The sequence below is a fragment of the Novosphingobium pentaromativorans US6-1 genome, from assembly GCF_000767465.1.
Classification (GTDB): Bacteria; Pseudomonadota; Alphaproteobacteria; order Sphingomonadales; family Sphingomonadaceae; genus Novosphingobium; species Novosphingobium pentaromativorans.
This window is the reverse complement of the sequence record NZ_CP009291.1, coordinates 1,687,024-1,700,407: the sequence shown is the minus strand read 5'-3', so window position 1 is coordinate 1,700,407 and position 13,384 is coordinate 1,687,024. Positions and strand designations below refer to the sequence as shown.

The window sequence follows — 13,384 nt, the reverse complement described above, 5'->3', positions numbered from 1 at the left end:
GGTCGGGCTTCGGTTCGGCCGGTCCCTTTCATTTTGCCAGCGTGGATGTCGCCCCCGCTCGGGGACCCGAAGCCTCTCGGCTTCGCGCCCGTCGCGGCGCCGATGCGAAGCCACAAGTGTGGCTCCGGCCTCCTGCGCGTGGCTACGCCATGCTCGTCGCTGGGCCATCCCTGCGGGATGACTTGGAGTTGGCTGAAGTACCCGACTTCGACGATGCGCTTGCTTCAGGAAGGGCGCGAAGGGCACTCACAGCCACCGCGCCGCCACACCGGATCGAAGCGGCAAGCAGATCGCGAAATTCCCGTTCGGTGAGGTCTTCTACCGGGAGGTCAGCGACAATGTCTGCGTACTTGCCGCGCAAGGCGCGGCGGGTCTTTTCCACCTCTTCAGCCATCATGCGCTGGCGCGCTTCAAGGTCGGCGAGGCGTTCACGGTCGGTCTTCTTGGGCATGTCCATCGATCCTTCGATGGTCTGCCCGCCGTCCCCTTTATCGGCCGCCTACGGCCTGCCTGCAATCCATGGACGGGGAGGTCATCATGAATTCGGAGGTTCCCCTGTGCGGCACCATGATCAGCCTGCCGGTGTCCCACCGGCGAAAGGACAAGGCCCCCTTCGGGGGAGCCGCGCCCCTTCCGGGACGTGGCGACGCAGCGAGAAATCGCTGCGCAAGGAAGGACGCACGGCCGTGGCCGTTTTGTAATGCACCGTACGCACGGGTGCTGCGCCGATTTTTCGCGCTTGGTCAGTGGCTTGCCAGGGGCGCCGCGTCACCCGCTGGTTCGCATTGGCGTCATACCGGTAGTATCGGGACTGCGCCTGCCAATGCGAAGACCGCAGAGTTCCTCGCAATTTCCGCGTGTGCCGCGGCGGACAGCCGCATTTCTTGAGTTTCCTGCCGGTTTGCGGTAAAAAACTCCTGCTTCATGACATCCTGACGCCGGGCTTCGCAACGCGGAGCAGCGGTATGCACAGAATAAGCGTCCGGGTGGACGACACCCTTTTCCGGCAGATGCAGCGCCGGGCCTATGGCGCAAACCTCACCTTGTCGGAGTTTGTTCGCCAGGTTCTGGGTGAGGCGGCCGATCCCAATGGCCGGTACATCTATTCCTCGCAGGACGAGGTCCTCGCCACCGCCATCCAGATCCTCACCCTGCTCGCCACCTCGATCGGCGCGCGTGCCCCTGAGCTCCTGGAGCGGGGAATGGCCGATGCCCGGACGATCTTAGGCGAACGCGGCCTCCTTGATCCGGACCAGGATCAGTGATCGGCGGGTCGCTCCATTGGCGCTGCCTCCGGTCTGTGCCCGGTCATTTTGGTCCGCGGTCGCGACCGGAGAGCCACCCGATGACCGCTGAGGTCGGATCAGCAATCAGGGGCCAAGCCTTCGTCTGCTTCACCCGGGAGGGGCGGCGATGAGCATCTTTCGCAACGACACGTTGGGGAGCTGGACCCGCGGCGGCCAGTCCATCGTCCACAACGTCAGGATGACGACCCAGGTCTTCTTCCAGACCTTCATGGCCGGTCTCGCCTTGTGGGTCATGGGCACGGTGTGGTGGGCCCTCGAACATACCACGGCCTATCAGCGATACGTCGCGATGAAGCTCGTGGAGGCGAGTTTCAAGACCGACGCGGCGCCTGGAACCAACGATCCGGTCCTGTTCAAGACGCCCGGTGGCCATCCTTACTGGACATCGGCCGACTGGTTGATGGCCTCGCCGATCGCCCAGCGTACACTTCACGCTTTCGAGATCGAGCTCATTCACGGTGCGATCGTCGCCGGGGTTTTCGCGCTCGTGGCGCTCCTGTTCGCCTGGTTCGCCTTCACCAGGACGGGTCGGGGGCTGGGTTCCAATGAATACCTGCGCGGGGCGCGTTTCGGGACCGTCAGGCAGGTGCGCCGCACCCTCTGGAGGCAGAAGCAAGGGAGCTTCTCGATCGGCGGGGTTCCTGTGCCCGATGCCTTCGAGCCTGAACATATTCTCCTGTGCGGCGCGCCGGGAACTGGAAAGACCAACCTCATCGTCAAGATGCTGGATGGTATCCGCAAGGAGGGCAAGCGGGCGATCATCTACGACACCGCTGGAACTTTCGTCGAGAAGTTCTACCGCCCGGGCAAGGACATCATCCTCAATCCGCTCGATGCCCGCACCGCGCACTGGTCGCCTTGGGGCGACGTCCCGCGCGAGTACCACTACGACCAGATCGCGGAATCGACGATCCCCGACAAGGCCGGTGATCCCTTCTGGGCCAAGGCCGCGCGCGGGACGCTTGTCGCTGTCCTGAGGAAGCTCGCGCGCGAAGGTGAGATGCTGGCCTCCGTACTTCTCGACCGGCTGCTGCGCTCCCCGCTCAAGGACCTGGCTGCTTTCGCCGCGGGAACCGATGCCGCCGCCTTCATTAGTCTCGAGGGCGAGCGGACCTCGGCCGGAATCCAGGCCGAACTCGCTTCAGTCATGCGCAGCTTTTCCTACCTCGACGATACCCGGACGGGGCTTTCGATCCGCGACTGGGTCACCAACGAGGAAGGGGACAACTGGCTCTTCATTACCGTCAAGGCCGACCAGCTCCCCTCGCTGCGCCCGCTCATCACCGTCTGGCTCGACATTGCCATATCGGCGATCATGAGCCTGGCGCCCGATCGCAGGCGGCGACTCTACTGCATCATCGACGAGCTTCCTTCCCTGCAGAAGCTTCCTTCGCTGTCCGACTTCCTGGCCCGCGCGCGCAAGTACGGAGGCTGCGGGATCCTGGGTTTCCAGTCCTATCCGCAACTGGAAGCGACCTACGGCATACAGGATGCCGCCGCGATCACCGGCTATTGCTCGACCTGGGTGGCGCTGCGCGCGAACGATACCCCCACCGCCAAGCATGTCTCGGAGAACCTGGGGCAGGTCGAGCAGATCGAGGCGAACGAAGGCATGTCTTACGGCGTCAACGACATGCGCGACGGGGTGAACCTCTCGCGCATGCAGGTAACGCGTCCGCTGGTCATGCACACCGAGGTCACCAATCTTCCCAACCTTTCAGGCTACCTTCGTTTCGGCCGTAACCTTCCGGTGGTGCGTTTTGCCGATACCTTCAACACTGTGTCGACCGTGACGGAAGGGTTCGTCGAGCGCGATACGCCGCCCTTGCGCGACAGCGATGGCGAGGCGATCATCGCCACGCTTCATACCGAAGGAGGCGACGATCACTCCGGCATGCCGGGCGAGGAGAGCACCCCGGAGAATAAGGACAGGCGCCCCAGCAAAACTCTAAACCCGCGAAGCAAGAGCAAAGCGGACGGGCGTCAACCGGACCTGTTTGCAGCAGGCCTATCAGATGGTGATGATCCCGTCGAAGCCGGTCCGAAGGCAATACCGCTCCCCCAGCAGAGCGAACCAGAACCAGAACTGGAATCGGATCCAGAACCAAAGCTGGAACAAGCGCGACAGGTCCAGGACTTTACGCTGGCACCGCGGCGAGGGCATCCGCGTATCGAGATCGCTGTCTATGACCGGGCAGGCGGCCCTCATCGCAAGGCCCGGCCGGCATGATACATCCCCGCCGTCTCAAGGGCACTTCGGGTAATATCGCGCGCTACTATACGGTGGGCGACTATTACACCAAGGGCGGTGACGAACCCAGCCAATGGGGAGGACGGCTCGCGCCCGAGCTTGGCCTTGAGGGCAAAGTCGATCCCCATGTCTTCGCCGAACTGCTTGCCGGGCGGGTGGCGGGCGGGCAGCTTGGCCGGCATCGCGGCGATGGCGATGTCCAGCACCATCCCGGATGGGATTTTGCCGTCAATGCGCCCAAGTCGGTTTCGATCATGGCGCTCGTCCAAGGCGATGACCGGATCATCGCCGCCCACGAACGCGCAGTGACCATGGCGCTCTCTTATCTGGAAGAACATGCCTCGCTCCGCCGGCGCGAGGACAGCGAGATCATACACGAAACTACCGGGCGATTGCTTTTCGCGCGCTTCACCGAGCATGCAAGCCGGGATCTTGACCCGCACCTTCATACGCATGTCGTCGTTCTCAACATGACCAATCGTGAAGCCGATGGTCCCATGGCGAGCCTCGAGACCCGGGCCATGTTCGCCGAGCAAATGGTGGCAGGGCAGGTCTACCGCAACGAACTCGCGCGGGACCTGCGCGAACAGGGCTTCGAGATCGAATTCGATCCGCGCCGGGGCCTCTTCGAGATCGCCGGCGTGCCCAAGAACTTCATCCGCGAGACATCGCAGCGTTCCCGAAAGATCGATGCTCATGCGCAGGAACATGGCCTGGCCGGGCAGGCCGCGCGCCGGGCCTCCTTCTACGAAACCCGCGGAGCCAAGGTGAAGGTGGGGCTCGACGATCTGAAAGCGCAATGGGCTGAGCGCGCACAACCCTATGTGAAGGAGTTGGCTGACCTTGGTTCCCGAGCCGCAGAGCGCGAAGGAGAGGGGCCGCAGCCCGATCCCATGGCAAGCCGGCGCGCAGCCCTGTTCGGGATCCGTCAGGCAGAAACTCGCGAGGCCGTCTCCAACCTGGGCTCACTCTATCGCCATGCGCTGGCGAGCCATGTCGGGGAGGTCCGTCTCGCCGAAGTGCGGCTACTCATCGGCGAGCATGAAGTACGGCGCAAGCTGCTCGCGGTGCGCGAGCCGACCGGCGATCGCACCCTGACCCGGGGGCGCACAACGCGGCGCAGTGCCCGCCTCGAGCAGGCCTTGTCGCGCGAACTCGCCCTTGCACTGGATGATGCCCGGCCCATTGCTTCGTCCGATCGCCTGCTGGCACGGTTCGAACGCGCAGGGCTCAATCCGGCGCAAGAACAGGCGCTGGTCATGCTCGCGTCGTCGCGCGATCGTGTCATGGGGCTCCACGGCGTCGCCGGTGCAGGCAAGTCGACCTTGATGCGAACGCTTGCCGAGGCGGCCGAACCTGGAACGCGCTTTCTTGCTCTGGCGCCGACATCCTCGGCAGCCGCCAATCTCGGCGACGGGGCTCGCGTGGAGGCCAGAACCGTGGCCAGCCTGCTGGCAGGCGGCGGACACGGGATCACCGATGCCCACGTCCTGCTGGTCGACGAGGCGGGGCAATTGGGGAACCGGCAGGCACGGCGGCTGCTCCAGATCAGCCGCGAGACAGGCGCAAGGCTCATCCTGCTGGGCGACAACCGGCAGACCGGCGCGATCGAGCAGGGCAAGCCGTTCTGGCTCCTTCAGCGCCTGGGACTTCCGACTGCAGAACTGACGGAATCGATGCGGCAGGAAACGCGGATGATGAAATCCGCGGTAACCGAAGCCCGCGCCGGCAACTACGTCGCTTCGCTCGAAAGGCTGGACAAGGTGGTGAGCGGGGCAAGCGCTGAGGGCCTGGCAAGCGGACTCGTCGAGGAATGGACCCGGCTCAAGCCCGAGACGCGCGCGACGACCAATATCCTCGTGCTTGAGAACGAAACCCGGCTCCTGGTCAATGCGAAGATTCGCGAGACCCTGAAGTCCGAGAGCGCGATTGCGGCCGAGGATACCCGCCTCTCGGTGCTCACCCCCGCAGGCATGACCGCCCAGGAAAAGCACTTCGCGCGCTTCTATTCTGGTGGGCAGGTTGTCACTTTTGCTCGCGATTTGGCCGGTCCGGGCATCGCCCGCGATACCGAGTACCGGGTGGCCGGTCTCAGCCAGGAGGCCAATGGCAGACAGATCGTTCGCCTTGTCGATGAGAATGGCCGCATGATCCGGTGGGATCCGCGCCTGGGGCAAGCGCGTCACGTCAACGTGTTCCACCGCGAGGAGCGCGACCTTGCGCAAGGCGACCGCATCCAGTGGCGGCTCGTCAACCCCGAACTGGACCTCAAGAATGCAGAGCGCGGTACGGTCGAGAAGCTGGAAGGGAGCCTTGCCACCATCCGCTGGGACCGCGGAAAGCGCGTCCAGACCATCGATCTTAGCGAGCACAAAACCTGGGACCACGGTTATGCCGAAACGGTCTATTCCGCGCAGTCGAAGACCTATGCGCGGGTCTATGTGCTGGCGCCGGTGAACTCGGCATTGGTCAATGGCCAGAACTACTACACGGCGATTACCCGGGCGCGACTTGGCGTGAAGCTCTGGACCGAAAGTGAGAAGAAGCTGGTCGAGAAGCTTGAGGCTCGCTCCGGGGAGAAGACTTCGGCGCTGGAAGGGCTCGGCCGGCTCGATCGAGATGCCGCGCGCGCTCTTGCCGGACGTCATGCGGGACGCCTGGCGCAGGCGCGTGACGATCAGCAGCGCTTGCGTCAGGACCGGCGCGACCAGCTGCTGGAACGCCAGCTTGATCAGCGCCGCTCCCCACAGGGCCTGGGTGAACATCTCGCAGAAGGCGCAGGCGGCATTGCGGAAATCATGGACCGTATTCTTAACTCGGCGCTTGAGCGCCGAGCCAGCGCCGACCGCAGTCATGCGCGTGCGGGCAGGGGGCACGCTTTTCCGGCCGCCGATCATGATCATCAGAAATCCAATGATCGATCCGGTTTTGACCGCTGATGCCATTGCTTAACCGTGAGGGAGTTTGCGCATGACCACCAATTTTCTTGGGTCCACACAATTACAGCAGGCAGTTCGGCTTTGGCTGCCAGCATCGGCTTTCATGCTTTTTGCCACGCCGGTGCATGCCGTTGTGCGCGTGTCTGACGAGGCCCGCATTGCCAGTTGCATCCACGCCGCAGCAGAGGGCCGCCCTTGGCTTGAAAAGGCCCTCTGGGGCCTGCGCGACCAGGAGGCGGGCTGGATCGGTGCAGAGGTCAGCAATACCAATGGCACGCACGATCTTGGCCCGTTGCAGATCAACAGTTGGTGGGTGCCGAAGATTGCGGAGCTAATGGGCAGGTCAGGCCCTGAGGTCCGCAATTGGCTCCGCTTCGATGCCTGTTTTAACGTGGAAGCGGCCCGCTGGATATTTCTGGCGGCGCTGCGGGATACAGGAGACTTTTGGCGAGCGGTCGGCATCTATCACAGCCCGACGGCTTGGCGGCAGCAGCGCTATTCATTGAGTGTTGCGAAGCGCTTGGAACGCCGGTTCGGAGACAGTGCCTTCGATCAGGCGGTCGCTGCACCCTGATCGCAATTTGGACAAACCGAATTGACCGGAGCTGGGAGCTTTGAGACCGTCGGCTCCAGAGGCCAGGACGTAGATTCCGAACGCACCGTGGTGACAAATGTGTCATCCGCAGCAGCCAGCAACGCGGCCATTTATGCGAAGTGCATATTCTTCCGCGACGATTCTGAAACTCAAAGACCTCCGCGTTCCCGCTCGGGGAAAATAGAGACAAAAGCAGGCAGGACCAGCAGCACCAGTGGAACCGCCGCTGTCAGGCCGAAATAATCGCCGTGGCCAGCGTACGCTGGAGGCCGGCACCCCGGCTCAGGCCCAAGGCCAGCGGGTTGAGCGTGAGGATTGCGATCAGCGCGGACATCAAGATCGGCCGCAAGCGCTTGCGGCCAACCGCCGAGCAGCAGTGTGACGTGGTGCTGGAAATCTGGACAGGGTGTTAAGCTCATCCCGACCTAAGGAATGGACGGGAATGAAGAAGACGAGAAAGCGCTACAGCGCGGAATTCAAGGCGAAAGTTGCGATGGAGGCGATCCGTGGTGAACTGACGCTGGCGGAACTGGCTGCGAAGCACGGCGTCCACCATACGATGATCGGGGGATGGAAGCGTCAGGCGGTGGACGGGATGGCCAGCCTGTTCGACGGCGGTGAGCAGGCGTCGAAGACGGAGACCGAAGCGGAAATCGAGAAGCTGCATGCCAAGATCGGGCAATTGCTGGTGGAGCGGGATTTTTTGGCGAAAGCCTCCGGTCGATGAGCGCGGGCCAGAGGCGATTGCTGATCGAGCCTGCTCACCAGCGCCTGTCGATCGCGGCGCAGTGCCGCCTGCTGTCGATCAGCCGGTCTTCCTATTATTATACGCCTGCGCCTCAGAGCGAGGAGACGCTGGCGCTGATGCGGGTAATCGACGAGACGTTCATGGACTGTCCGTGGTACGGCAGCCGGCAGATGGTGCGGCACCTGCAGCGGCTTGGTCATGCGGTGGGCCGCCGCCGGGTACGACGGCTGATGGCGCAGATGGGGCTGGCGGCGATCTACCAGCGCCCGCGCACGAGCGATCCGCACCCGGAGCATCGGATTTATCCCTATCTGCTGCGGGACATGAAGATCGAGCGGCCCAATCAGGTGTGGTGTGCGGACGTGACATATCTACCGATGCGCCGAGGCTTCCTCTATCTCGTTGCGATCATGGATTGGGCCACCCGCAAGGTGCTGGCCTGGCGATTGTCCAATACCATGGACGCGGCTTTTTGCGTCGAGGCTCTGGAGGATGCCATGGCCCGCTTTGGCAAGCCGGACATCTTCAACACCGATCAGGGCAGCCAGTTCACTTCGCAGGCCTTCACCGGCGTGCTGCGGGCGGCCGAAGTGAAAATCAGCATGGATGGCAAGGGGCGCTGGATGGACAACGTCTTCATCGAGCGCCTGTGGCGCTCGGTGAAGTACGAGTGCGTCTATCTGCACGCCTTCGAGACGGGTTCCGAACTGCGCGCAGGCCTGTCCCGCTGGTTCGCCTATTACAACCATCACCGGCCTCACTCACGCCTTGCAGGCAAAACCCCGGCAGAGGCATATGGGCAAATCGACGCTTCAGATCATGGGGGGCATGCCCCCCATGATCTGATCACCAGAATGGCGGCGTAAACAACAACCGGATGAGCTTAACTTAGCCGCAAACCTGTACAGGAAGGCGGGACCACCTCAGTGTTCCGAGAGCTCCGATCCCCACCAGTGCCACGCAGGCCACGCCGAACATCATCAGGACGGTGTGGTCGATCTCCTCCAACGGCTCCAGGTCGGCGGCAACAATGAGCTGATAGCCGGGAGGAAGCCCGGTTAAGAGGGCACGAGCCGGATCGGCGCCCTCTTTGGGGTCCAGGAACATGATCCGATGCCAGCCGGGCGTTGCCCTCGCTGTGTTCATCCGGCCCGCAATCCTGCGCCCTGAAGGATCGAATAGCGCATATCCCAAAGTATCAGGGCCGCTCGCGTCCCGCTGTGAAAGGCCTTCGCGAAGGCCATGCATCCCGTAATCATGGAGTTCGGCAAGGAGGTTGCCCGTGGCCTGTTTGATACTGGCATCCAGCTGGCCCGCCAGCGCGGCATGAGGGGCAGAGTAAACCGCCCCTCCCAGACACAGGGCCGCAAACGCGAAAGACAGCGACGAAATGAAAGCAATTCTGTACACAGCGCTCCTGATCAGGACTCTTGATGTCCGGATCCGGTTGCCTACGCGGCGCACGGTCTCGATAACGTCCGGCAGTCCGCTTCGTTCAACTTCGACCGCAGGCGGTTCATATGCGTCTCGACGATCTTGGTCTGCGGATCGAAATTGAAATCCCACACGGGCTCCAGCAGCATGGTGCGTGTCACGAACTCACGGGTGTGGCGCATCAGTTCCTCCAGCACACGGAACTCGCGGGGCTGAAGCAGGATCGGCACGCCGTCGCGGCGTACCTCGCGGCGCAGCAGATCCATATAGATGGGGCCCCACCAGCCGCGTGACCGCCTCCTGCGGGGCGGCCCGGCGGCTGAGCGCGTTGACCCGGGCGAACAACTCGCCGAAGGTTGAAGGCTTGACCAGATAGTCGTCGGCCCCGGCATCCAGACCTCCGATGCGGTCCTCGATCCGGCCAAGTGCGGTCAGCATGATGGCCGGCGCCGTGATCCCGGCCGCACGCAGCCGGAGCAACACGGACAGTCCGTTCAGCTCCGGCAGCATCCGGTCGAGGATCATCAGGCTGACATCCTCGGTCAGGCCAAAGTGCAGCGCATCCAGGCCAGTTCCCGCGAGCAGCACGTTGTGGCCATGCTCCCGGAGACCGTTCGCCACGAACTGGGCGGTTTCCGGTTCATCCTCGGCCGCCAGGATACACATGACCTCCGGTCAGTCCTTGTTGCCGGGGTTTTCAAAGCTGCTTTCGACGATCTTGCCGGTGATGGCGTCGATGCCGATCTCGTGAATGCGCTTGCCCTGCCGGATATCGAACGACCAGCGCCAGATTCCGTCTTCCTTTTCGTAGTCGGATTCGACGATCTTGCCTGGCGCCGCCTTGAGCGCGATCGCCTCTGCCTGGGTCTTGGACACCTTGGGCTTAGGCGCGGCGCTGGCCGTGCCGGAAAGCAGGATCGCCATCGCAGCGAGCGGCAGCAGGGCGAATTGTGAAGTCCGATTCATCAACCTTCTCCAATGGCATGCATGATCGCATGCCCCAGAGAATGCCTGCCTATAGATTGGTTGGAGTTTGCGCAGGGGATACAATTTGGTAAGCTTAGGCAGAGCGGCTTCCGCCCTATGCCGGTCGGAGCCTGGATTGCGGATCGTTACCGGGGTGCAGGTGACGGGGTGATGTCGCGCGGTTGCCTGCCATGCAGAGCCTCGATTTCAGCCGCTCGTGCCCGCAAGTAGAGGTCGCGGCGCGAGGTGTAGGCATCCTGATCCTGCAGGCGCTGTTCGGCCAAGGTTCCTTCAAGTTCCGCCCGACGGTCAAGCGCGCCAATGGCCAGGGCGGGAACGGCAAACGCCTTTTTGTTGAACGGAGTACCAATGCCCGCAGAAAGCACCAATCCATCGGCGATTGTACCCAGCGCATCGCGAACGGTTGTTGGTCCGGCCAGCGGAACGTAGAAATAGGTCCCGGGGCCAACTCCATAGTAGCCGAGAGTATCCGCGAACCCGTTGGGCCTGCGCGGGAGATTGAACGGCTTTTTCCGGGCAACATCAACCAGACCGGCCACCCCCAGAGTGGAGTTGATCGCAAACCGGCCGACTGTTTCTGCGGCCTTTCCCAGCTTGATCTGCAGGACGTAGTTCAGGGCCACCACAGGCTCATGCACGTTCTTCAGGAAGTTGTGCACCCCGATGCGGACCGGATGGGGAACGTCATGCTTGTAGGCTGTTGCCACGGGGCGAAAGACAGCCTTGTCCACTGCCTGCGTTGCTTCGAAGGACTTGATGTTGACGGCTTCGGCCGGATCCGGCGCGAGTGGCCGCGTGACCACGATATCGGTTGAAGGTGCAGGCGCGTCCGCGTGATCCGCGGCGGCTGTCTGAGTGACGGCAGGTTCGGGAACCGGAACAACCGCCATGTCTTGCAGAGGCTGCAATGCCAGAAGCGCCATTGCCAGGCTCATAGAATATCCTTTCCGGTGCTCGTGGAACGCCGTCCGCGCGACAACGCGGGACAGTTACCGGCAAAGACGCTGCTGAACGGCAATTGCCTCAGTTGACCCGTTGAGGTCTCAAGGCCGGTTCCGCTTTTCTCCGCCTTATTCTGCGGCGGGAAATGTCATTGTGGCCACCAGGCCCGGCCGGTTGTCATCGAGGCGCAGCGATCCGCCATGCGCTTTCATGACCGCCGCCACGAGGTTGAGCCCAAGGCCATGCCCGATACAGGACCGGCTGGCGTCAAGTCTCACGAAGCGCCGCACCACGCGCTCGCGGTCGACCGCGGCAACGCCAGGGCCGTTGTCTGCCACCGCTACATGGATTCCGCCTGCATCCCGCCGCGCCGTCACGTGGATGTCCGTTCCCGGTGACGTGTGAGTCAGGGCATTGTCGAGCAGGTTGCCTAGAGCCTGCATCACCAGTTCTCTGTCTCCCAGGATCGCAAGCCCAGTGTCAGCCGAGCAGTGAAAGGAACGGCCTTGGTCCTCAAGTGCCGGTCCGTACATTTCGCCGACCGATGCGGTGAGTGCACTGAGATCGAGCCTTTGGAAGCCGCTTGCAGCCGTTCCTCCCTCGACTTCCGCAATGCGCAGAATCGCCGCGAACAGGAATAGGACGCTGTCACTCTGATCCAGCGCGCGCTGCAAGGCCTCGTGCATGGCCCTGGCATTGTCTGGCCGGTTCAGGCCCGCTTCGATCTCGGCTCGCAGCCGGGTAAGCGGTGTGCGCAGATCATGGGCAATATCGCTTGAGACCTGCTGAAGATTTTCCAGTAGCGACGTGATCCGGTCAAGCATCGCATTGAGCGCTGTGTCCACCCGGTCGAATTCATCCGATGCTCTGGATTCCTCGATACGGCTGGTCAAATCTCCGGATGCAATGGCGGCGGCGGTCGTGGATATCCTGTCCAACCGCTGCTTCAGATGCCGTCCCAGTGCCAGGGAACCGGCGATTCCAAGAGCCACGATCAGAACGAAGGCGATGGAAAAGAGCAAGAGGATCGTCGCATCGAGACGTTCAAGGCCTTCGGTGTCCAGGGCAACAAGCAAACCCGTTCCATCCGGAAGCCGGGTCAGCAGGCCACGTGCCTGATCAGGCCCTTCCCGAGGGTCGATAAAGGTCAGGTTGCTCAGGCCACGAGGCGGTTCGCCAGCCTCGAACTTGTCCGCGATCTTTCGGCCATGATCAAAAAGGGCATAGACGAAATCGTTGTTCGGAGAGGCTTCACGGCGCTGGAGCGCCTCCAAGAGGTAAGGCCGACCGCCTTTCTGGTAGGCTCTAAGCAGCGCATCGCCTTCCTTGCGCAAATCCTCATCCTGCTGCTGCTGGATAGCTGCCCCGGCCGCCAGATAGACCGCTGTGCCCAGCAGAAGAATCGCCAACGCGCAAACCGCCGTATAAGTGAAAGCCAGCCGGTAAGCCGCGCTGGCGAGCAGTCTAGGCACTTTCGCGCATCCGGTATCCCACATTTTGAATGGTCTCGATCGGATCATCCTTGAAGCCGCGCTTCAGTTTCGAGCGCAGTCGGCTGATATGGCTTTCGACGATATTGGTCGTCGGATCATAGTGAATGCACCAGACCTGTTCGAGGAACATCTTGCGCGTCACCGGACGGCCCGCATGTTGCGCAAGCAGGGCGAGAAGATCAAACTCGCGGGGCTGGAGATGCACGGTCTGGCCCGCACGTCGCACCCGGCGGCCGAGAAGGTCGATGTCGATATCTCGCACGGAGATCTGGGTGGTGCGCGCGCCGAGCAGCGGGCGGCGATACAAGGCGGCGACTCGCGCGAGAAGTTCTGTCTGGGCGAAAGGTTTGACCAGATAGTCATCCGCTCCGGCATCGAGGCCGCGTACACGATCATTGACGGAACCCAGCGCGGTAAGCAGCAGGATCGGGGTCTGCGAACCTCTGCGGCGCAGTTCCGTCACGACTTCGATCCCGTCGATGTCCGGAAGCATGCGATCAACGATGGCCACGTCGAATTCGCGCTCCCCCGCCGCATGCAGCGCCTCGGCGCAGGTCGCGACCAGTGTCGTTTGCGCCTTACCTTCCAGGCACTCGCGGACAAGTTCCCGCGTTCGCAGATCATCCTCAACGACAAGCACGTCCAAGGTCTGCACTCCATCCTGCTGAACGCCGTCTGTCTAACCGCA

Annotated in this window: 14 protein-coding genes; 5 read left to right on the top strand and 9 right to left on the bottom strand. The window is 62.7% G+C overall.

Features of this window, described 5'->3' with window-relative positions:
- Nucleotides 1–142: 142 nt before the first annotated feature.
- On the bottom strand, nucleotides 143–451 hold the full coding sequence (locus JI59_RS07820; protein WP_038577278.1) for a hypothetical protein: 309 nt from the start codon (nucleotides 449–451) through the stop codon (nucleotides 143–145).
- A 514-nt stretch (nucleotides 452–965) separates the two neighbouring features.
- Here JI59_RS07820 and JI59_RS07815 point away from each other — a divergent pair.
- From JI59_RS07815 to JI59_RS07800, 4 genes are all read left to right on the top strand, one after another.
- Complete coding sequence (locus tag JI59_RS07815) at nucleotides 966–1,265, top strand: hypothetical protein (RefSeq protein WP_038577274.1); 300 nt, start codon at nucleotides 966–968, stop codon at nucleotides 1,263–1,265.
- 148 nt (nucleotides 1,266–1,413) lie between these two features.
- Nucleotides 1,414–3,537: a type IV secretion system DNA-binding domain-containing protein gene (locus tag JI59_RS07810; protein ID WP_007013311.1), complete on the top strand. Its 2,124-nt coding sequence runs from the start codon at nucleotides 1,414–1,416 to the stop codon at nucleotides 3,535–3,537.
- Nucleotides 3,534–6,497, top strand: a complete 2,964-nt coding sequence (gene mobF, locus JI59_RS07805) for a MobF family relaxase (protein ID WP_007013312.1) — start codon at nucleotides 3,534–3,536, stop codon at nucleotides 6,495–6,497. The genes JI59_RS07810 and mobF overlap by 4 nt, the downstream gene beginning before the upstream one ends.
- Before the next feature lie 31 nt (nucleotides 6,498–6,528).
- Nucleotides 6,529–7,071: a lytic transglycosylase domain-containing protein gene (locus JI59_RS07800; protein ID WP_337999246.1), complete on the top strand. Its 543-nt coding sequence runs from the start codon at nucleotides 6,529–6,531 to the stop codon at nucleotides 7,069–7,071.
- Nucleotides 7,072–7,321: 250 nt separating this feature from the next.
- On the opposite strand, the gene JI59_RS28185 is transcribed toward JI59_RS07800, so the two are convergent.
- Nucleotides 7,322–7,426 (bottom strand): efflux RND transporter permease subunit, encoded by a 105-nt coding sequence (locus JI59_RS28185; protein WP_238532533.1) that lies wholly within the window; start codon nucleotides 7,424–7,426, stop codon nucleotides 7,322–7,324.
- Between the two features lie 108 nt (nucleotides 7,427–7,534).
- Between JI59_RS28185 and JI59_RS07790 the strand changes: the two genes are divergently transcribed.
- Nucleotides 7,535–8,706 (top strand): IS3 family transposase gene (locus JI59_RS07790; RefSeq protein ID WP_085997526.1). Its coding sequence is split into 2 segments (ribosomal slippage): nucleotides 7,535–7,799 and nucleotides 7,799–8,706, totalling 1,173 coding nucleotides; the frame shifts between segments, so codons are not numbered across the junction.
- Between the two features lie 22 nt (nucleotides 8,707–8,728).
- Here the strand turns inward: JI59_RS07790 and JI59_RS27620 are convergent.
- The 7 genes from JI59_RS27620 to JI59_RS07760 form a co-directional block, all read right to left on the bottom strand.
- The gene (locus JI59_RS27620; RefSeq protein WP_239000617.1) at nucleotides 8,729–9,250 is read right to left on the bottom strand and encodes a hypothetical protein; all 522 of its coding nucleotides are present in this window, start codon (nucleotides 9,248–9,250) and stop codon (nucleotides 8,729–8,731) included.
- Nucleotides 9,251–9,291: 41 nt separating this feature from the next.
- Nucleotides 9,292–9,456 carry a winged helix-turn-helix domain-containing protein gene (locus tag JI59_RS28115; RefSeq protein ID WP_007013316.1) on the bottom strand — a complete coding sequence of 55 codons (165 nt, stop codon included), beginning with the start codon at nucleotides 9,454–9,456 and terminating at the stop codon, nucleotides 9,292–9,294.
- Nucleotides 9,440–9,940 (bottom strand): response regulator, encoded by a 501-nt coding sequence (locus JI59_RS27615; protein ID WP_007013317.1) that lies wholly within the window; start codon nucleotides 9,938–9,940, stop codon nucleotides 9,440–9,442. Before JI59_RS27615 ends, JI59_RS28115 begins: the two co-directional genes overlap by 17 nt.
- Before the next feature lie 9 nt (nucleotides 9,941–9,949).
- The gene (locus JI59_RS07775; protein ID WP_007013318.1) at nucleotides 9,950–10,240 is read right to left on the bottom strand and encodes a PepSY domain-containing protein; all 291 of its coding nucleotides are present in this window, start codon (nucleotides 10,238–10,240) and stop codon (nucleotides 9,950–9,952) included.
- A 146-nt stretch (nucleotides 10,241–10,386) separates the two neighbouring features.
- Nucleotides 10,387–11,196, bottom strand: a complete 810-nt coding sequence (locus JI59_RS07770; RefSeq protein ID WP_007013319.1) for an MlaA family lipoprotein — start codon at nucleotides 11,194–11,196, stop codon at nucleotides 10,387–10,389.
- Nucleotides 11,197–11,331: 135 nt separating this feature from the next.
- Nucleotides 11,332–12,675 (bottom strand): ATP-binding protein, encoded by a 1,344-nt coding sequence (locus JI59_RS07765; protein ID WP_007013320.1) that lies wholly within the window; start codon nucleotides 12,673–12,675, stop codon nucleotides 11,332–11,334.
- Nucleotides 12,668–13,336, bottom strand: a complete 669-nt coding sequence (locus JI59_RS07760) for a response regulator transcription factor (protein ID WP_038577266.1) — start codon at nucleotides 13,334–13,336, stop codon at nucleotides 12,668–12,670. Before JI59_RS07760 ends, JI59_RS07765 begins: the two co-directional genes overlap by 8 nt.
- Nucleotides 13,337–13,384 lie beyond the last annotated feature (48 nt).